Origin of the sequence: Pseudoalteromonas sp. B131b, assembly GCF_037162545.1 — a bacterium.
GTDB classification, from domain to species: Bacteria; Pseudomonadota; Gammaproteobacteria; order Enterobacterales; family Alteromonadaceae; genus Pseudoalteromonas; species Pseudoalteromonas fuliginea.
Genome location: NZ_JARLUZ010000001.1, coordinates 1,404,160 through 1,424,587, shown reverse-complemented (window position 1 = coordinate 1,424,587; position 20,428 = coordinate 1,404,160). Strand labels below are relative to the sequence as shown.

The window sequence follows — 20,428 nt, the reverse complement described above, 5'->3', positions numbered from 1 at the left end:
CACAGTGGTGGATGTGGCGTTTATTCTGACTATCTCATTATCATTTCTGGACTTTTAACACCTATTTTGGCTGTTAAAAGTCCACTTTTTAAACTTCATCTACTTCCCATTAGCGGTAGCTCTTTAATACCCGCATGGGCTGTTAAAGCGCCACTCTTTTGGTCATCTATTCACAACCCGTCAATCTCATCCAGCGGTGAACTTATCCCCTCAAAACCTTTCGTGGTTATGTGCGTATAAATCTCGGTCGTTTTAGAGCTAGAATGCCCTAGCAATGCTTGGATATATCTCATATAGGATAAGGGGTCGATAAGGGGTCAAGTCCTGAGGGATCCCCACAATTGCTAATGAGCTACAAGCACTCACGGCAATCCTTATTTAATTGCTTGAGTGCTTCTAAAAAAGTTTTCAGTTTTATTTTATAACCAAATTTTTCGAAGTATTGCGTCCCCAAACTAAAGCTAGACAGCACGTTTCTATTCTTTATCGTATTCGCCTGAAAGCTTCTATGCACATTCAATATTTTTGCCGTTAAACCTGCTAGCCAAAGGATAAAATTAGCAATTAATGCAATCAATAATGCGACATTCAAACGGCCTTTTTCATAGCTACGACAATGACGTAAGTTCAAACCATTACTCGTGTTTTTTAAGTCTCGAAAGGACTCTTCTATCTGCATTCGCTGGCTGTAAATTTTAACCATATCTTGTGCTGAATAATTAATATTGCACAGTGAGGTAAATAATAACCATGGCTCCGTGGCGCCTTTAGCATGTTTCAAGCTTACGCTGCAACGAATCGTTTTTCCTCGAAGATTTTTCTTTTTTCTTTGTTTAGGCTTTGATTTAAACAAGTAAAAGTGACCACTCAATGAATTGGCTTTAGCGAGTTGTGTTTCAAATAGATAAGCGGGTTTTGCTGTCGCTTTAGAATAAAGTGTTTTTACTGGTGACCAACACGTATCATCTTCTGGCTTTTGATATTGTGTTTGATGCCTCACCCTGCCTAAAAAATCCCAACCAAATTTAAGCACTAATTTAAACCAAGGGTTACGAAATCCTGCATCGGTAACGATGATCGGCTTGCAATCAGAAGGTAATATTGATTTAAGTGTTTTGAGGAAATCCTTATGCACGCTTTGCTTCATGTATTCACATTCACGAAAACTTTGCTCATAGATTGTCATTGCTCGACCTTTAACTGGCACTGCTGCTCGTAATAAATGAAACTCGCCACAAGGTGTTAACCCAGACCAATCAATCGTCACGCATGGGCGCCTAATTTGACCTATAACGCGGCGAGTAATTTCTTGGTAATAATGGTAGCGAGAATGCTGGACGCGAGGGTTGCCAAATAACCTATCTATTCGTTTAATATTGTGTTTAACCTTCGCATTGCTCTTTAGTTTTCGCCCTAAAGCAGCAATGGATAAGAACTTATGTTGGCAGAGTGTTTCTACAGCTTTCATTAATGTGCAGTGGTTACGCTTATCAATAATACCCGCTGTATTAGAAAAAGTTTTATGTAATAATTTACCCAAGTGCATAGTCGATTTACTCTGTAATTTCTTTGGTCGGAAAAAACATATAAGATCAAAATTGGCTGTGCACTTCAACTGTTTTTTAAGCTACTTTATTGATTTATAGTATCAAATTGTGGGGATTCGTCAGGGTCAAGTCACTTGCTTCATAACACTTAACTTAAAACAAAGCTTGTCAATTCGACATGACGCTCTAACTTAGTCACATACTCTCTGCTCTTGCCCCTATCACATCGGCTTCATGTTCTAATTTTGGATCATCATTCACCGCTTGCCCTGCAAACTGGGTAGTGGCTTGTACGCGACCTTGCATTTGCTGGCCAATGTGAGCAAGCTCATGCCCTAAATGGCGGTCTTGCCCCGGGCTGATGTGTACTTCTCTGCCTTGGGCATAGGCGTGGGCATTAAGTTGCGCGGGCTTGGATGAGTTGGTATGCACAGCAACGTGGCTTAAATCGACGCCCATCATGCTGCCTACGTTGTCTTTTAAACGCGTTTCTCGGCTTATTGCTTGGCGTTGTACGGGGAGCGTGTCGTGTTCTTGCTGCTTTTGATTAAGTGACTGGTACATAAAAATTCCAAGGTATAATAATAGGTTAAATGAAGCTGCCGTATATAAGATGTCAATGAATAAAAAGCAGCATTAATGCATTTTAATAATGTAACGAATCGGTTGAATGGGGTTATCCACCAACGGTGCCAAACTAGGAGTACCGTTTAGGCCGTCGCAGGCTAAAAAGCCGTCGGGGATTTGTGCGCCGCAGTAGAGTAAAATACAGCCAATTGGCACGCTAACTTGTTGGGTATTTGCGTTAGCCGCACTGTAGTTTGATGTTTCATAAACTCGGCTGGTTGGTGTTGTGGCGCTTGATGAAGGGGCACCGAGTAGCTGCCCCTCTACAATTAAATCGCCTTGAATACACACACTTTGTTGAAAAACTGCATTGTTATGATGGTGTTCTTGCAGTAAAAAGGTCAGTACTTGCCCCGCTGCAGATGACTTCTTCGTAATGCCATCATCACTTTGAATAAACGCTGCATCTAAAAACTCGGCAAACTGCGCCTGGGTTGGTTTTGCACCTGTAATGAAGTAGTGTTTTAGCTTTTCTCGAAAGGTCGTAAACATGGCTTAGTTGTACCGTATAATTACGTGATTACGCAATTACACGCTCTTGCCATATATCGTTGGAGAGGTTGAATATACTGTGTTTTTGTACTAAATCATTTTCAACTAATTTAAGTACAACAACGGCAACATCGCCTAAATATCGTTTTAAAGCAGGGTCTAGGTCGTACGTTTTAAAACCAGCCCCATCATCAAAAATGGTGATTGGATAAATACCGCGATCAGGACCATTTTTAACCAAAAAGTAATCCCCCGTGTAAAACTCTGTTGCGCCAAACATGGCAGGCTCAACCGGGGTCACTGGTAAGTCATCACTAGCGGCGACTACACGACCAGCATAGCCAAGCACATCTGCAATATCTTCTACCCTGTGTAAGTCAGTTGTTTGCATACCTAAATATTGGTTCATATCAGCACGAACCTGATAAATAACACTATTTAATAAGTTTAGGCTTCTAGCTTTATTACTATCACGAGCACTCAGTTCTTCAAGTTTTTGGATCACGTTTACAAAATTATTCATAGGGTTTTCCTTTTAGAGGGAGGGGGTGTTTGAATTGATGACTAAATTAATAACTGGTTGCCTTAGAGAAAAAATTTGCCAGTTGAGTCATAGGAATAAAAAATGTCATTTACTTTGTATAAATCATAATAAGCATGTGAGCTGTTGAGCAATATTGTAAGGCTGGAGTTATCTGCAAATTTAAGAATAACTTGGCTGTTTGTCCCCCAAGTTCCACTAAAGTCCTGCACCCTAAAATAGGTGACTTTTTCATCAATTATAGCTGTCAATGTAGTGTCATCTGTAAGATCTAAAAAATGAATGGAATTTGCGTCAATAGTAAAGTCATTAGTGTGTACTTGAGGGTTAATATTAAGCATTTGGTTTTGAAGCTGTTGCCCAAGCGAAGTTAAGTTTTGCTTTAATAAAGCACTATCAATAACCTTATCAACTCTGCCATTAGCGAGATCATTAGCTGAAGCGAAATTTACACTGAAGCGGTTTTTACTCTTTATGAGCCCATCACCAACAGTCACTAAACTGGCTGTCATTTTCCATTGATACTCAAAATCAGCATCATTATCGTAAATAGCCCTAAGCATAAATGCTTGATCTTTATAAATGTCACCTTGAGTTATGATCACCGCATCGCCGTGAACCATGTCAACAGGTTCATAGCGGACCACAGACTGTAAAGAAAATGAGCTTGATAGTTCATTTACTTGCCATATGCGGTTTTCACTCTTATTCGTTTGGGCGTTCAATAACACCAAATCACCATCAACAAGCATATAACCATCAATTTCACTAGGAACGTTATCAATATCGATGTTTTGTGTTGTCTCAACACATGCAATCAGCAGCGACAACAAATTGGGGCATGTAAGCGCTTCTACTTTTTGATTTAACCAGCCACCGTGTTGTGCGGTAGTCAGCTTGCTTGTATCACCCATTTGAATATCTGCAAACGTTGCAATGGGTAAACTAGTAGTTTGAATATTAGATAACCTAGCCCCATCACCAATAAATTCACCTGCTTTAATGCGCGAATCCGTCACCGTTCCCGCTTGGGTTAAGTCAACTTGCGAAGGGAGATCAATCTGAGGTAAGTTTATAAGGCCAGATCCATCACCAATAAATTCACCTGCTTCAATGCGCGAATCCGTCACCGTTCCCGCTTGGGTTAAGTCAATTTGCGAAGGGAGATCAATCTGAGGTAAGTTTATAAGGCCAGATCCATCACCAATAAATTCACCTGCTTCAATGCGCGAATCCGTCACCGTTCCCGCTTGGGTTAAGTCAATTTGCGAAGGGAGATCAATCTGAGGTAAGTTTATAAGGCCTGACCCATCACCAATAAATTCACCTGCTTTTACACTTGAATCAGTGACTAAGCCACTCTGCGTTAAATCTATTTGAGGCGGTAAATGATTGTTGGCTATATTGCTTATTTTTGCCCCATCACCAATAAATTCACCTGCTTTTACACTTGAATCGGTGACCAATCCACTCTGCGTTAAATCTATTTGAGGCGGTAAATGATTGTTGGCTATATTGCTTATTTTTGCCCCATCACCAATTAATTCATCCGCTTTTACACTTGAATCGGTGACCAAGCCACTCTGCGTTAAATCTATTTGTGGCGGTAAATGATTGTTTGCTATATTGCTTATTTTTGCCCCATCACCAATTAATTCATCCGCTTTTACACTTGAATCAGTGACTAAGCCACTCTGCGTTAAATCTATTTGAGGCGGTAAATGATTGTTGGCTATATTGCTTATTTTTGCCCCATCACCAATAAATTCACCTGCTTTTACACTTGAATCGGTGACCAATCCACTCTGCGTTAAATCTATTTGAGGCGGTAAATGATTGTTGGCTATATTGCTTATTTTTGCCCCATCACCAATTAATTCATCCGCTTTTACACTTGAATCGGTGACCAAGCCACTCTGCGTTAAATCTATTTGTGGCGGTAAATGATTGTTTGCTATATTGCTTATTTTTGCCCCATCACCAATTAATTCACCCGCTTTTACACTTGAATCGGTGACCAATCCACTCTGCGTTAAATCTATTTGAGGCGGTAAATGATTGTTGGCTATATTGCTTATTTTTGCCCCATCACCAATTAATTCACCCGCTTTTACACTTGAATCGGTGACCAATCCACTCTGCGTTAAATCTATTTGAGGCGGTAAATGATTGTTGGCTATATTCGTGATTTGTGCGCCATTAGCTATAACCTCTTTCACTTTAAGCGATGAATTTTCTCCAATTTGAGTTAAATCTATCTGCTCTGGTAAACGATCATTATTGATACTGCTTGTTGCCGTATCAATTAGATCCCCAAATTCTTGTTGAGTAGGGATATCACCACGCTGAAAGTAGCTTTTTAATCGTTCATTGAGTTCTGAAGTACTCATAATATTCCTCTGTAATCTAATAAATAAATGATGATTTCAGCCGCTGAGCTGAATGCTCAACAACTGCCGATTAAATTATGGGATCTGTTAGGTAAAATAATTGAGGTTAAATTAAGCTTTGTTATCTAATAGTTTATTAATTTCTTTTACTATTGGCAGTTGTACTGGCTCAAATACTGGCATAGGCAAAGAGAGCGTATAGAGAATGGTTGCTTTAGGCGTACTCCCGAGTGCCTGCCATACTTGCCCTGTTACTTTTTCACTGTACTCATTACCGAATATTTGGCTGCGGATACCATAAGGTGATATATCAATTTGTTGTGCGAGTAGTAACTCTTCAGGTAGAAAATCGTACCGTCCTATACCTGCAATTAAATAGCCCATGATCAAATGCTCTATCGCAGCGCTTTGCTGTGGGTTTTTACTCCAAACGGTTAGCATATAAGTCAATGACACAAATTTAGGCTCAATGAATCGTGTACGGTGAGTTTGCGTAAAATTTATTTGCGTACGAGGTGGCTCACTTTGACGACGCTGAATATCTTCAGTTATACCAACTAAATAACAATTTATTGCGGGGTCGCTGCCTAAACCAGTAGTAAATTCATTATCTGGCGCTTGAAAGCTCAATACAATAGAAGTATCTACTACATCATCGTTATTATTGAGCGATAAAACTTTGTCTTTAATAAACGAATCAAGTGCCTGTTGTACTTTATAAATTAAGGTTGCGTCCATTGTGCCCTCCCGTTAACCACGTTGATAAAGATTGCTGGGTCATAAAGCCGGCATGTTGTTTTGAGAGTTCTCTATGTAATGCATTGGCAATCTCGGCTCGACTAATCAACTTTTTGTCAGCGATCAAACTTTGCAACAATGCCATTTCGCAGATATTGATTATTTGCGCAGCACTGAGCTCAAACAATGCTGCAAGTTGGCTAATGCCTTGGCATAAATCACTATCTGCATTGGTGCTTAAATTACGCTGCCAAATATCAACGCGCTGCTGTTTATCAGGTAAAGTAAACTCAATTACCCCTTGAAAGCGACGTAAAAATGCCTCATCAAGGTTACTTTTAAAGTTAGTACTTAGTAACAACAAGCCCGTGTAGTGTTCCATACGTTGAAGTAGGTAACTTACGCCCATATTGGCGTTTTTATCATGGCTTGACTCTACCTCGCTGCGTTTTGCAAAAATCGCATCTGCTTCGTCAAACATGAGTACCGCATTATATTTCTGAGCTGAATCAAATAGCTTAGCTAAGTGCTTTTCAGTTTCACCTATCCATTTACTGGCAATATTGGCCAAATTAACTATGTACAGTGGTAGTTGCAATTCACCTGCAATGGCTTCTGCGGCCATAGATTTACCAGTGCCTGGTTTACCCCAAAATAGCGCTTTACATCCTTGATTAAAACTAGGTAGACGCTGTTGTAATGAAGCTTTAAAATTAATTCTGGCGATTAACTCCTGCAATTGCACCGTAATTTTGTCATTCAATATCATGTCGTCGAGGGTAAAGCGCGCTTGACACAATTTAGCTAGTTCATCGCAGTGTTGACTTTGCGCTGAAAAACACAGCGCTTGCAATGTTTCCCAGTAATCTTGTTCATCACTTTTATCTGCCTTAGCATTGTTTGCTAGCTGCTTCATATGAGGTAACGCTACGGGATATTTAGCCACCAACTGCTGAGCTTGGGCTTTATCTAAATGCGTATGTTGCTCGCTATTACATAACGACAACCAAGCCTCTTTTAATTGTGACAAATTTGGTACTTGTACTTTAATTTTTAATGATTGCGTAAATACCTCGTCAAACAAGGGGCTAGCTGTTGTTGTTATTAACGCCAATTTTGTACATTGCTCAACTAGAGTATTTAATTGAATTAAGTTGTGTTGTAACAAGCTACCAATTTCGGGCCAATACAATAATACTGGTTGCGTTTGAGCTATGAGCTGTAAGCAGGCAAATTCATGCGCTAAATGAGATATGTTGAAACCATTGTTTGGCTCTGCTACATAGTGTGCCAACGTGGTATCGCACCGTAATGCCAACTGCTGAGTATACCAGGCGGTTATTTCATCATTTTCACTGTCGATAATAAGTAATGATTGAGCTGCAACCTCTTCTGGTAAACTAAAACAACTATCAAATACTGGGTCCTGCGCCGTGTCTACTAAAGTAAAGAAACTAAGGTAATCACAGCTTGTAGTACCACATTGCAAAAATTCATGTAAATAAGGGGCAATATTCACTGCGCTTTGTAAACCTATACTCTCATTTGTTAGGTATATTAACCCCCATTTAAACAATGCTGATTTAGGGCCAAATTCTGCTATGGTGTTGTATTTATTTAAAGATTCGTCCACTAATGTTACTAACTTATCTAAACTCAATGTTGGCCCTTGCTCAAACCAACTTAATCCTAAAAATGGGGCTATTACGTCTGGATCTTGAACTTGAATATAAACAAGTGCTAGCAACTTAGTTTCAGAATGAGACAACGAAAATAAATCAGTAAGATGGTTAAACCGTGGCATAAAAATTAGTTTATTTAACTGCTCATGTAGCTCTTTAACAGTATCACTTAGATGTTCATCTTGTGCTTTTAGCGCACTACCAAACTGATAGAGATGATAAGCAACTCGCCGCTCTTGCTCTGAATGAGGCACTTGTAATTGAGGTATAATGGCACTCATATCACTCTCCTAGAGCCATTTTTTGTGCCAGCTCATCAGCTCTCACTCCAACCTGCTTAGCCCATCTAGAGTCAAGCATTTCAGCCGCTGCTAAAGGGTAATTTTTATCTTCCAGTGCCCTGAGCATATTTTTAAACTTACATAGCCCTGCAACCCCAAGATTAAACGCCATATCTAGCAAAATAATCTTTTTAGTTTCATTCAATAATTTGAAAACGCGAATATGCACTGCAACCTGTGCTATAACATTATTAATGTCATTGTTTAATAGGTAATCTACCTCATCCAATGACAAACCTTTATCTTCTAAGTTACGGCCAATACCGATCGTTAATTTTCCTTCGGTACATCTATATGGTTTTAATGATAACCCCTCATAACGCAATAATTGGGCTTTCAGCGTTTGTATATTTGTTTCACTTAGATACGCCATAATTAAACCTCAACAATCGGTTTCAATAGCATTTCAGGTAAAGTTAGCATCATACTTTGCGCTAATCCCTCGACTTCAATTGCGACTAATTGTTGATTACGTCGCTCAACCAGAATACCGCAATACCCTTGTAAACTACCGCTAACAATTTCCACTTTAGTTCCTACTAGCAAACGATTAGACAGCACTTCAACCACTTTACCTGTAGATATAAAACGTTGAATTTTTTTCATTTCTTGCTGAGAAATCACAGCTGGTAGATTATTAAATTTAATATATGAAACGAAACCTGGTAGGCGTTTTAACTGTTGAAATTCATTACCGTCAATATAAACAAATACGTATGATTTAAATAACGGTACGCTTACCACTTTGGTTCGGTCACTCCATTGGCGGGCCTGATCTATTAAAGGCAAAAATGCTTCACAATCACTTTGCAAAAGATTGACCTGTACAGCAAATTTTTTCTCACTATTGGCTTTGGTATAAACCACAAACCACTGCCTTTCATTTTTCATATTAATGCTCCAGCCAAGCTCCGCCACATCAATCCCAGCTAAGGTGATGCGAATGTTCGATTTAAATTTGGGTATCTTGGTCAGATACCCCGTTATTTGAATAACGGGGTATTCATCTGTTTGTGAAAAAGATTTTTTAAATTATTTTGTGGTTACAAGCCAAGAAAAACCGATGACCTGAACATGAGGGCTTATACATACTGTAATGCACTTAGTTTCTTACGAGCCAATTGCACACGCTTTCTTGCATTTTCTTGGCTAATTTGTAATTGGTTTGCTATTTCTGAGTACTCCATTTCATAAATAAATTTATACTGGATCACTTGCTTTAAATCATTAGGCAAATCATTAATGGCATCCATCAACTTCTGATATAGGTGAATACGTTCATACTCACTTTCCAATGTTTGTGACTGGCTCTCCGTAAAATAAAACTGTGTTGAGGAGCTGTTGGCTTGTTTCACTAAATCGCTTTCTTTACTATTTAAGCGATGTATATCCATACAGATGTTATGGGCTATCCGACAAAGCCAAGCAAACATGTTTTCTATTTGAGAGCTGTCTTGTATATAAACTTTAAGCGCTTTTTCACACGCTTGTGCCATGGCGTCTTCAACTCGATCTTGGTCACTATATAACCATTTATAGCAACAAGCCCGCACTCGTTTTTCATAATCTGACCAAATAACCCAAAACTTTAGGTGGGGATTAGTTTCAAGCTGAACGCTTGAATGGGAACTCCTTGATAAAAACATCATCTCTCCGCTTTAAATTGAATTTACGAAGCGATGACGTAGAACCAAGAGTTATGTGAACAAAAACAAAACAAAAGAAAAACAAAAAAATAACAATATGTAGTTATTTATCATTAATCGGTGTTTTTCTTACTTGTCTGTATTTAAGGAAATAATAGTATTACTTTTTTGATTCGTGTCTATTACAAAGCATTACAACAAAAAAGCGCCAATATATTGCAAGGTAGAGGAGTGATAAAAACTAATAATCGCTTTTATTACTGTATGTAGTTTTAATTATTAGAATAGCGTTATAAATTAAAGTCTGTGAACTTAAACCTCATCAAATAAAACTGCACTGACAAAAAATTAGCAGTCCTAGTCTCAATAGGACGGTTCAATACCTTCTAACTTATAAGTAGTTGTTTTGTTATTTCCGACTTATAAAATATGGGTTAAATGGAACTTATGAAGTAAAGGGAAAGTACTTAGTGAAATAAATTTAATGCTTGATAAGTATTCTAATTCTATATTGCGCGTACTTAAATAAAAGCCGGAAATACGTATCTAGCAGCTTGTCTTATCGATTAAAACCACAATACCCATCTTCACTTGAAATGCGTGCTTCACACTAAATTATCTATAGGATCTGGACTATTCCACCACGGTACATCTAATTTACTCTCGATAAAATACAAGCAAAGGCATTATTGATGTTAAATAGCCTTTAATACCAACTGACATAAGTACCGGTACAATTTAACGAATTCCCCTTCCAATAGCGTTGTTATAATTTTTATTTAAAACAACTAGATATAAAAAATATTACCTAGTCTTTAAGTATTAAAATTTATTTAACCTAGGGCTGCACATGTTTGGTATTTATACTGCTTTATCGCCTATTGATGGGGGTAACCGCACAACATAGGCTAACCCTTACCTAAAAGATAAACAGACTCTAGTTATAGTGCAATTTACCTATCGTTAAATAGACCTCATATCTAAATAACCTGAACTCTGGATAATAAATTTATCTCAAGCAGTTGTTTTCAGCGCTAACTGCGTTTAATTTACTGAAATCTCTAGCTAGAGAGAAATAAACTTAAATATCACTGTAGTTCAATATGTTAGTAAACCTCTTAACCAGAGATCAAATAGAGTAGGTTGGTTTAACCATTGAAAATTACTGATAAAAACGAATACTCCTTAGCATTAATTTGCTAAAGGGTTTTTATTTGCGTTAAATTAGCCCATTGGCAAAATAAATCAATAAACTGGTCGTGTTTATCAACTTTAAACCATTAGGAATTTATGACTAAAGATATATTACTGCATCCGTTTCTTCTCTCACTAATAATGTTAACAATTGCATTTGTGCTTAAGATACTTGTCGATAAGTTAGCAAAAAGTCGCGCTGAGAAAAAAGAAAAAGATATTCGCTACATCGCGCATAATATTAAGCACTTTATTAACTTTGTAATGGTGATATCACTTCTCTTTGTGTGGTCTACAGAGATTCAAAACTTTGCACTTTCTATTGCCGCCTTTGCTGTGGCGATTGTACTTGCAACGCGTGAATTTATTCAGTGTGTAATAGGCTTTTTTACCTAGTAACAACACGCCCGTTTAGAGTGGGTGATTGGATACAAGTTGGTGATTACTTTGGTGAAGTTGCTGAAACCGATTGGATTAAAACGACCATGCATGAAATTGATATACATACTTATCAATTTTCGAGAAAAACCATATACATACCAAACAATAAGCTAATTACCAGCTCGATTAAAAACTTAAACTTTGTAAAACGCTTTGTTACACACCATTTTATTATTGTCCGAAGAGAGAGCTTTAACCCGTACCCTATTCACGACACATTAACTGAACAGGCTAAGCTGTACTGCGAAGAGTTTCAAGAAGTAGCAAGCCGCTATAATTCGATGATTGAGCGTAAACTTGATGCAAAAATATCTGGCCCAGAGCCTGTAATTCACTTTGGTACAACCGATTTAGGTGAGTTTAAAGCAAGCTTTACCTTGTTTTGTCCTACAGAAAAAGCGCTTGAGATAGAGCACAAATTAACAGAGTGCTTTTTTGCGTTATGGTATAAAGAGGCTGAAAAAACTAAAGGGGATGAGGGAGAAGTATAAACCTCACCTACACAGAGTAAAAATACAAATTGTAGGTGCGAATTTATTTCGTGCTCTATTTCTGAGCTTATATTTAAAAAGCGAGGTGTAAAACCTCACCTACACAGAGTAAGCATGCAAATTGTAGGTGCGAATTTATTTCGTGCTCTATTTCTGAGCGTATATTTAAAAAGCGAGGTGTAAAACCTCACCTACCCAGAGTAAGCAGGCAAATTGTAGGTGCGAATTTATTTCGCGCTCTATTGCGTGAGCGTATATTTAAAAAGCGAGGTGTAAAACCTCACCTACACAGAGTAAAAATACAAATCGTAGGTGCGAATTTATTTCGCGCTCTATTACGTGAGCGTATATTTAAAAAGCGAGTGTAAAACCTCACCTACCCAGAGTAAAATACAAATCGTAGGTGCGAATTTATTTCGCGCTCTATTACGTGAGCGTATATTTAAAAAGCGAGTGTAAAACCTCACCTACCCAGAGTAAAAATACAAATCGTAGGTGCGAATTTATTTCACGCTCTATTACGTGAGCGTATATTTAAAAAGCGAGGTGTAAAACTTCACCTACACTGAGTAAGAATGCAAATTGTAGGTGCGAATTTATTTCGCGCTCTATTACGTGAGCGTATATTTAAAAAGCGAGGTGTAAAACCTCACTTTCATCAAAACGAAAGCGCGAATCCACTTCGCGCTCATGGTTTTTTATGCTGTACCACCCACTGTTAACTGATCAATTTTAAGGCTTGGTTGGCCTACGCCTACCGGTACGCTTTGACCATCTTTACCGCAAACACCAACACCTTTATCAAGTGCTAAGTCGTTACCAACCATAGATATTTGCTGCATTACTTCTGGGCCATTACCAATAAGCGTTGCGCCTTTAATTGGCTGAGTAATTTTACCGTTTTCGATTAAATACGCTTCTGATGCGCTAAATACAAACTTACCTGAGGTTATATCAACTTGTCCGCCGCCAAAGTTAGGCGCGAATACCCCTTTTTTAACACTACTGATAATATCGGCTTGGCTGTGCTCACCACCTAACATGTAGGTATTAGTCATGCGAGGCATTGGTAAATGTGCGTAAGACTCACGACGTGCGTTTCCGGTAGGATTTACACCCATTAAACGCGCGTTTAGCTTATCTTGCATATAGCCTTTTAAAATACCGTTTTCGATTAGCACGTTGTAAGCCGCTGGTGTACCTTCGTCATCTACGTTAAGTGAACCTCGACGGTCAGCTATGGTGCCATCATCAACCACAGTACACAGCTCAGATGCTACTTTTTGGCCCACTTTACCACTAAACGCAGACGCGCCTTTACGGTTAAAGTCGCCTTCAAGGCCATGCCCTACCGCTTCGTGTAAAAGCACGCCAGGCCAACCATTACCAAGTACAACTTCCATCGTGCCTGCAGGTGCATCAATAGCTTCAAGATTTACTTTAGCTTGGCGTACCGCTTCTTCTGCAAATTCCATCCAACGCGGTTTACCATCAACAAGCTCTTTAAAGTAACCATAATCTAAACGTGCACCACCGCCTGCGCCACCGCGTTCACGGCGACCATTTTTTTCAAGCAGTACTGAACAGTTTAAGCGAATAAGTGGGCGAATATCGGTAGCAAACGTGCCATCACTTGCCGCGATTAATACTTCTTCGTATACCGCAGACATTGAGCTAATTACTTGCTCTGCATCGGGTGCTAATTCACGAATGTAGTTTTCAAGTTCGCGTAATAAATTAACCTTGTCGGTATCGCTCATACTCGAAATTGGTTGATGCGGTGCAAACTGCTCTTTAGCTTTAACATCGCTAAATACTTTAATTGCTCTATCTTCGCCAGCATCGGCAATGCTACGCGCTGCTGTTGCCGCTTTATTTAGCGCTTCAAGGTTTATTGCATCAGAGTAAGAAAAACCTGTTTTTTCGCCGCTTACAGCACGTACACCAACACCACGTTCAACGTTATAAGAACCTTCTTTAACTAAGCCGTCTTCAAGCACCCACGATTCGTGGTGGCTTGATTGAAAATATAAGTCAGCGTAATCCACTTTATGCTGATGTATGTAAGCGAGCGTTTTTTCGAGTTCTTCTCTATTTAGCAGGCTGTCGTGTAGTAAATGCTGTTCAACCGAATTCATAATAAATGCTCTCTAAATCGTTGATGAGACTGCACGGGCATATCTCGTCTAATTTTTTGTAACTGGTCTAAATCTGCGTGGCAGCTTATAAAACCGGTGCCTGTTGGCAATTCGCTCAGGGTATTGCCCCAAGGTGAAATAATAATACTGTGACCATATGTTTGTCGGCCATTTTCATGTGTACCGTGTTGAGCCGCTGCAACTACATAGCATTGTGTTTCTATTGCGCGAGCTGCTAATAGCGGTTGCCAGTGTGCTTGCCCTGTAACAACTGTAAATGCACTCGGGACTAAAATAATCTCCGCGCCTTGGCGAACTAGATCATTGAACAAGCCACTAAAGCGCAGATCATAACATACTGTTAAACCTATTTTACCAAATGGAGACTCAACCACCACCACATCGCTACCTGCTTGGGTAAAATCTGATTCTCGATAGCTACCTGTCTTATCATCTACGTTTACATCAAATAAATGTATTTTGTTGTACGTTGCAACAAGCTCGCCTTGATTATTGAGTAAGTGCGATGCTGCGTAATACTTATGTTCGTTAAATGGCTCAGGCATTGTGCCTGCATTTAACCAAATATTATGGTGTTGGCACAATTCACTAAGTTGTAATTTGTATTGCTCAACTTGCTTAGCAACAAGTAAAGTATCGCTGCCACTTTTACTAAACACTAAAAAAGCTTCTGGCAAGCAAACAAGTAATGGCCTTGTTGCTGGCAGAGTTTTAAGTGCGCGCTTTAAGCTTGCTATGTTGTCATCAGGGTTTAGCCCTGAACACATTTGTAGGGCAACTATTGTGGGTGTGCTTATGCTTGCTGTTTTGTTCATTGCGTTACTGTTACTTGTGCATCTTTAAGCTTTAAATCGACTGATGCTTGTGGCTGATTTTGCGCAGCTTGAGGTAGTGTAACTTCACGACTTTTTCTGTCGAGTTCTTGAACAATAGGATCGTTCATTTTACCCGTTACTTTAAAATTGATCTCTGAGATGACGCGCGCAGAATGAATAACTTTATCAAGTGCTAAAGCAGCAAGCCCTGTTACTGGATTAACCATCCATGCCACTATAACCGGAATGCTTGAGGTTACTTGTGGCGCTACAGCAAGGTCATAATCTATATCTAGGGTATTTAAGTTTGCGTAGCCTTTAATAGTTAAATCGGCAGGCACACCGTCCATTTTAGTATCTTTAGTGTAAGCGATACCGTTTTCTAACTGCATAGAGCCTTGCATGCTGTTATAAAAAAGCCCTTTGAAAATACATCTCTAAAATCAAGTTTCAGTTTGCGTACGAGTGAATCAAGGCTCAACAGCGAAAATACGCGTGCACCACCATCACTGATTTCAGTTAAGTGACCTTCCCCTAAATCCCAAGTAACTTCACCACTTAAAGTTTTCACATCAAAATCATAAGGTGCAGCTTGCCAAGTAAGATCATAATTTAGATCAGCTTTAGAATCCTTAATTGCAGAGGTAATATCAAACTCGCCAAACAATGCGCCTATATCATCACTTTTAAGCTCACCACTTAGCATTGTCAAACCATTTTGCCATAGCCCTTTAGTGCGCAGTACATGATCTCCTTTATCGATTACAAGTTCTGATATCGATAAGCGCTCGCCATCACCTAATAATGACGCACTCACTTTATCAAGCTGATAGCGATCAATTTTGCAGTCACTACATTCAAACTCAATGGCAGGTATTTTAGTAAGCCAGCTCAAGTCTTCCTCAGGAAGTACATCTGTTATTTCAATTAATTGCTCGCTAGGCTGTGCAAAATTAAGCCTTAAGTAATCGGTATTAATTCGTATAGGCTGGCTAGGTTGTGATGTAGGAATAAAAACTCCAGCTCTAAGTTCTTTAGCATTTAGCTTTAGGTATAAATCGTCTTTTGATGGTGCTAAACGCATTTCAAAATCATTAAAGATGATGTTACTCGCATCAAGCATACCTACATTTGCGACCACCTCATTAAGCGGTGGCATAATCCCTTTTGATTCTTTATCTGGATTTGCTTTACCTGCTTTAATTATTTGATCAATCAGATCAAACCAAGGCACTAGTTCACTCTGCTCAAGATTTATATTTACGCTTAAGTCTTTTTGGTTTAATCCTAAATCTTGTTTTCCGATCACAAAATGGGCATTACTAAACTGTGATTTCCCATTTTCTAAAATAGCATTAAAGTAAAACTGTTGATTAGCGTTTGCTGTAATGAGATTAGAAATATCATCACCTTGAACTACTGCATCAAGTGCCCACGCTTGTTCGCTATTTTTATTATAAGGTGCGGGTAAGTTACTCGTTAAGCCAAGTAGTTCTGAGTTTACCTGTGCACGGTAATTAAAGCCTTGTTCGGTAAAATTAAGTACTAAACCAATATCAACATCGCTTTGCCCACTTAAATAATTTTTTAATATACCTTGCCCACTATCAATTAGTGTATCGGCGTCAACTTTGGCGTTTATATCTATGTTTGCTTGGTAATTTTTAGCATCACTTTTACTGCTGTAATTAATATTTAGCGGCATACCCAACCACTTCGCAGTCGCATTTTTAAGTGTAATATTGTCGTTTGTAAAATTAAGCTCGCCAGTTAAGTTTTTAAGCTCAATGCCTGGCGTTGCTATAAATACTGGCAAGTCATTTAAATTAACTTTGCCGCTAACACTGGCTCCGCCTTTAAACTTAGAGCCTACTAAAAGCTCAATACTGGCATCGGCTTCGCCTTTGCCCTGTACGACTTTAAAAATTTCAGCAAGAGGTTTGGCAATAGGTGTCGCTGCAAAAAAATCATGTAACTTTTCCATCTCTGCTTTTTTATCAATTTGCACAATAAGTTCATCAGCATTCATTAAATCTGCAATGCTCACCTGTACACTATGACCAATATCTAAATTAACCAACTTGCCTTGCTGGCTATATATGTCCATCCGCTCATTAGCAAAATGTAGCTGCACATTAGCATTAGTGACCGCAGGCCAATCAGGGTCAAACTCATAGGTTGCATTGTCTATTTGTGCTAATACATCAAACTGACCACTACCATCAGTAAATGGGAAACCAGACAAAGGCCCTGCAAATAAGACCTGTGCTTTAGATACTTCTCCGCCTTTAATTGCACCATTTAAATAGCTAACGAGCTCATGGCTCATTGCTTTTAGCGGGAAGTAATGCCCTGCAATATTGGCATCTGGAGCGAACGCTTCTGCATATAAATCTAAACGAGGCGTATCCCCGAGGCTCAGCTGCATTTCAGCAGCAAGTGTTATTTCATTATTATCAAACCAAATTTCATCACTACTGATGTGCCAACCTTCTTTTCGATTTACTAAATCTAAATCGATATTAATTTGATTATATTGGATATCATTACTAAAGTTTTCGCCAGTAACAAGCGTGCCATTTTCGCCAAATAAGCTAATACGTCCGCTTGCTTGATTTACAAGACCACTTACTCTTAACCCTTGAGCAGCCGGTACTGAATCGAGCTCTTGCCAACCAATATTGTCAGCCTCAAACCATAGCTGCCACTGCTCAACGCTTTCAAAATTTAAATATGCTTGTTTAATCAAACCACTTGGTTCACGCTCTAAAAAAGGGGCTAAACCATTAAAATTAGTTAATCCAGCTAAATTATTTAGTAGCTCTAAATCAACTTGCTGTAACCATACTTTGTTTTGCGCATCTAGCTTTGCTTCAAACTCTAAACTTGGCCAAGCCTTGCTGTTACTAGCAAATGTTAAACCTGTACTTTTTAAGCGCCAACCATTTTGCTCTGGGTATAAATGAAATCCCCCTTCGCTTAAACTAACTTGTTGATTTTTTTCTTCATACTGCCAACGCACAAAGCTTGGTAACCATTGCACTTTTATATCGCTAAATAGCCCTTTTTCGAGCTTAAGCCAAGCTTGTAAATTTATATCACTGTGTAATTGCTGCTTTTCACTTGTTATGTATTGCGCTAACCAGTTAGATACATCTACTTTATTTGCTTGCACATACATATCACCAATTACCTTTTCCAAGGTCTTACCCGATAAAGCAATGCGCGCATCAAAATTACCAACTGAGATACCAGGCAATGCCAAGCTACCACTGCCTAGGTGTTTTTTATCTTCATTTTGCCAAGTAATATTTTTAAGCATTACTTTACGCTCTTTACCATCTTCAAGTATGAAGTTGACGCTTGAATTCTCAATAGCAAAATGCCCAGTTTCACCTAAAAAAAGACCTTCAATGAGTTCTTTTTGTTCAAAAGAAACTTCACCTTGCTCATTGCCATTAAATAAGTTGCCCACATTAACGCTGGTGTGAAAGCCACTAATAACAAAATAATTAGATTTTAACTGTAGCGTTTTTAAGCTTTCCCACAAATTAAGCTCTAAACTGGTTTTTGCGATGGTAAGAGAAATAGGAGCCGTTTCATTATCTTTAAAGGATAAATCTTCAAGAACCAAAGCGGGGCCACTACCCTGCCAACTTGCTGAAATAGAACCAATTGAAAGGCTGACATCAAATTTACTGTGTAAGTAAGTTTCAATATCGCCTTTATAGTCATTAGCATAAGGAAGTGTATATTTTAAAATAGAAACAATAACGGCCAGTAATACCAAAATTATGGCGCAGGTTTGCCATAACTTTCTAAAACAAAAAAACAGACCGCTTTTGCTTTCATTACATCATTACCACATCAAACTGTTCTTGGCTGTATAAACTCTCGGTTTGAATATGTACTTGCTTACCAATAAAAAGCTCAAGTTCCGCTAGGTTATGATATTCGTCATTAAGTAAAGATTCACTCACTGCTGGGGCAGCGTACACCATAAATTTATCGGCTGCGTAAGCACGATTAACGCGCACTATCTCGCGTAATATTTCATAGCACACTGTTTCAACTGTTTTTTGCGAACCACGACCTGAACATGCAGGACATACATCACATAAAATATGTTCTAGACTTTCGCGCGTACGCTTACGGGTCATTTCCACTAAACCGAGTGCAGAAAGACCATTTATATTCGTTTTGGTGCAATCTTTCGATAACGCAGATTCAAGCGAATGTAATACGCGGCGTTTGTGGTCTTCGCTTACCATATCAATAAAATCGATAATAATAATGCCGCCTAAATTACGTAGTCTGAGTTGACGGGCGATAGCCGAAGTAGCTTCTACATTGGTATTAAAAATAGTTTCTTCTAAATTACGATGGCCAACAAAAGCTCCAGTGTTTACATCAACCGTGGTCATCGCTTCGGTTTGATCAATAATGATATAACCGCCCGATTTTAACGTTACTTTACGATGTAATGCTTTTTGAATTTCATTTTCGACATCAAACAAATCAAATATTGGGCGCTCACCTGGATAATACTCAAGTACTTTAGAAAGCTGTGGTACAAACTCATCAGTAAATAACTTAAGCTCTTGATAAGTCAATTTTGAATCGACACGAATACGCTCCATGTCTTCACCTACATAATCACGAAGCGTTCTGAACGCAAGTGTTAAGTCTTCATGTAAGATGCTCGCTTTACTTGTTTTTTTCTGCGAGATACTATTTTTTCCCATAACTTTCTTAAAAATTCAGCGTCGTGCCTTAGCTCAGCTTCGATTGCCCCTTCGGCTGCTGTACGCACAATAAAACTGCCATTTTCATCGCCATATTCCGCAACTATTTTTTTAAGGCGTGCACGCTCTTCTTCGGTTTCGATGCGTTGGCTAACTCCTACATGAGTAGCATCGGGCATAAATACTAAATAACGAGAAGGAATTGTTATATCTGTGGTGAGTCTTGCACCTTTAGTACCAAGCGGATCTTTAACCACTTGCACCATAATGTATTGACCTTGGCGAACTAACTCACGAATATCTTGTACTTTTTTTATCGGAGTGTCGTCAACGCCTTCTACAATTGATGCGCTGTTTACGATATCTGACGCATGCAAAAAGGCCGCTTTTTCAAGGCCTATATCAACAAAAGCAGCTTGCATTCCTGGTAATACACGACTTATTTTCCCTAAGTAAATATTACCAACAATACCGAGGTTGCCAATACGCTCAAGTTGAATTTCTTGTAATACACCGTTTTCTATTAAGGCAACACGGCTTTCGCTTGGTGTGACATTGATCAGTAATTCTGTACTCATG

12 protein-coding genes and 3 pseudogenes are annotated in these 20,428 nt (G+C 38.8%); 1 reads left to right on the top strand and 14 read right to left on the bottom strand.

Annotation, left to right across the window (positions count from 1 at the left end; genetic code table 11):
• Positions 1-352 precede the first annotated feature (352 nt).
• The 10 genes from P4S65_RS06565 to P4S65_RS06520 form a co-directional block, all read right to left on the bottom strand.
• Positions 353-1,546 (bottom strand): IS4 family transposase, encoded by a 1,194-nt coding sequence (locus P4S65_RS06565; protein ID WP_337119363.1) that lies wholly within the window; start codon positions 1,544-1,546, stop codon positions 353-355.
• Positions 1,547-1,742: 196 nt separating this feature from the next.
• Positions 1,743-2,111 carry an eCIS core domain-containing protein gene (locus P4S65_RS06560; protein ID WP_008138021.1) on the bottom strand — a complete coding sequence of 123 codons (369 nt, stop codon included), beginning with the start codon at positions 2,109-2,111 and terminating at the stop codon, positions 1,743-1,745.
• A 72-nt stretch (positions 2,112-2,183) separates the two neighbouring features.
• Positions 2,184-2,666 carry a hypothetical protein gene (locus P4S65_RS06555; protein ID WP_007377706.1) on the bottom strand — a complete coding sequence of 161 codons (483 nt, stop codon included), beginning with the start codon at positions 2,664-2,666 and terminating at the stop codon, positions 2,184-2,186.
• Positions 2,667-2,694: 28 nt separating this feature from the next.
• On the bottom strand, positions 2,695-3,189 hold the full coding sequence (locus tag P4S65_RS06550) for a hypothetical protein (RefSeq protein ID WP_096792389.1): 495 nt from the start codon (positions 3,187-3,189) through the stop codon (positions 2,695-2,697).
• 62 nt (positions 3,190-3,251) lie between these two features.
• Positions 3,252-5,597: a hypothetical protein gene (locus tag P4S65_RS06545; protein WP_337119781.1), complete on the bottom strand. Its 2,346-nt coding sequence runs from the start codon at positions 5,595-5,597 to the stop codon at positions 3,252-3,254.
• 111 nt (positions 5,598-5,708) lie between these two features.
• Positions 5,709-6,335, bottom strand: coding sequence for a Pvc16 family protein (locus P4S65_RS06540; RefSeq protein ID WP_007378999.1), 627 nt, complete (start codon positions 6,333-6,335; stop codon positions 5,709-5,711).
• Positions 6,313-8,298 carry an ATP-binding protein gene (locus tag P4S65_RS06535; protein WP_007378998.1) on the bottom strand — a complete coding sequence of 662 codons (1,986 nt, stop codon included), beginning with the start codon at positions 8,296-8,298 and terminating at the stop codon, positions 6,313-6,315. The genes P4S65_RS06540 and P4S65_RS06535 overlap by 23 nt, the downstream gene beginning before the upstream one ends.
• 1 nt (position 8,299) lies before the next feature.
• Entirely contained in the window at positions 8,300-8,731 is a 432-nt protein-coding gene (locus tag P4S65_RS06530) for a glycoside hydrolase family protein (protein ID WP_007378997.1), read from the bottom strand.
• Positions 8,732-8,733: 2 nt separating this feature from the next.
• Positions 8,734-9,276 carry a UpxY family transcription antiterminator gene (locus P4S65_RS06525; protein WP_008137321.1) on the bottom strand — a complete coding sequence of 181 codons (543 nt, stop codon included), beginning with the start codon at positions 9,274-9,276 and terminating at the stop codon, positions 8,734-8,736.
• A gap of 164 nt (positions 9,277-9,440) precedes the next feature.
• Complete coding sequence (locus P4S65_RS06520) at positions 9,441-10,007, bottom strand: RNA polymerase sigma factor (protein ID WP_232224826.1); 567 nt, start codon at positions 10,005-10,007, stop codon at positions 9,441-9,443.
• Positions 10,008-11,294: 1,287 nt separating this feature from the next.
• Between P4S65_RS06520 and P4S65_RS06515 the strand changes: the two are divergent.
• Positions 11,295-12,130: pseudogene (locus P4S65_RS06515) on the top strand (mechanosensitive ion channel family protein).
• Between the two features lie 698 nt (positions 12,131-12,828).
• Here the strand turns inward: P4S65_RS06515 and tldD are convergent.
• The 4 genes and pseudogenes from tldD to rng all read right to left on the bottom strand — a co-directional run bounded on the left by tldD (position 12,829) and on the right by rng (position 20,427).
• The gene (tldD, locus tag P4S65_RS06510; protein ID WP_033040856.1) at positions 12,829-14,268 is read right to left on the bottom strand and encodes a metalloprotease TldD; all 1,440 of its coding nucleotides are present in this window, start codon (positions 14,266-14,268) and stop codon (positions 12,829-12,831) included.
• Positions 14,265-15,104, bottom strand: a complete 840-nt coding sequence (locus P4S65_RS06505) for a carbon-nitrogen hydrolase family protein (RefSeq protein ID WP_096792387.1) — start codon at positions 15,102-15,104, stop codon at positions 14,265-14,267. Before P4S65_RS06505 ends, tldD begins: the two co-directional genes overlap by 4 nt.
• Positions 15,101-18,956: pseudogene (locus tag P4S65_RS06500) on the bottom strand (YhdP family protein). The gene P4S65_RS06505 and the pseudogene P4S65_RS06500 overlap by 4 nt, the downstream one beginning before the upstream one ends.
• Positions 18,956-20,427, bottom strand: a pseudogene (gene rng, locus P4S65_RS06495) (ribonuclease G). The pseudogenes P4S65_RS06500 and rng overlap by 1 nt, the downstream one beginning before the upstream one ends.
• Between the last annotated feature and the right edge of the window lies 1 nt (position 20,428).

Bases quoted from the DNA above. Each gene is read 5' to 3' on its own strand.
- tldD (WP_033040856.1), bottom strand. From the start codon at position 14,268: ATGAATTCGGTTGAACAGCATTTACTACACGACAGCCTGCTAAATAGA.
- P4S65_RS06550 (WP_096792389.1), bottom strand. From the start codon at position 3,189: ATGAATAATTTTGTAAACGTGATCCAAAAACTTGAAGAACTGAGTGCT.
- P4S65_RS06520 (WP_232224826.1), bottom strand. From the start codon at position 10,007: ATGATGTTTTTATCAAGGAGTTCCCATTCAAGCGTTCAGCTTGAAACT.
- P4S65_RS06530 (WP_007378997.1), bottom strand. From the start codon at position 8,731: ATGGCGTATCTAAGTGAAACAAATATACAAACGCTGAAAGCCCAATTA.
- P4S65_RS06565 (WP_337119363.1), bottom strand. From the start codon at position 1,546: ATGCACTTGGGTAAATTATTACATAAAACTTTTTCTAATACAGCGGGT.
- P4S65_RS06545 (WP_337119781.1), bottom strand. From the start codon at position 5,597: ATGAGTACTTCAGAACTCAATGAACGATTAAAAAGCTACTTTCAGCGT.
- P4S65_RS06540 (WP_007378999.1), bottom strand. From the start codon at position 6,335: ATGGACGCAACCTTAATTTATAAAGTACAACAGGCACTTGATTCGTTT.
- P4S65_RS06560 (WP_008138021.1), bottom strand. From the start codon at position 2,111: ATGTACCAGTCACTTAATCAAAAGCAGCAAGAACACGACACGCTCCCC.
- P4S65_RS06535 (WP_007378998.1), bottom strand. From the start codon at position 8,298: ATGAGTGCCATTATACCTCAATTACAAGTGCCTCATTCAGAGCAAGAG.
- P4S65_RS06505 (WP_096792387.1), bottom strand. From the start codon at position 15,104: ATGAACAAAACAGCAAGCATAAGCACACCCACAATAGTTGCCCTACAA.
- P4S65_RS06555 (WP_007377706.1), bottom strand. From the start codon at position 2,666: ATGTTTACGACCTTTCGAGAAAAGCTAAAACACTACTTCATTACAGGT.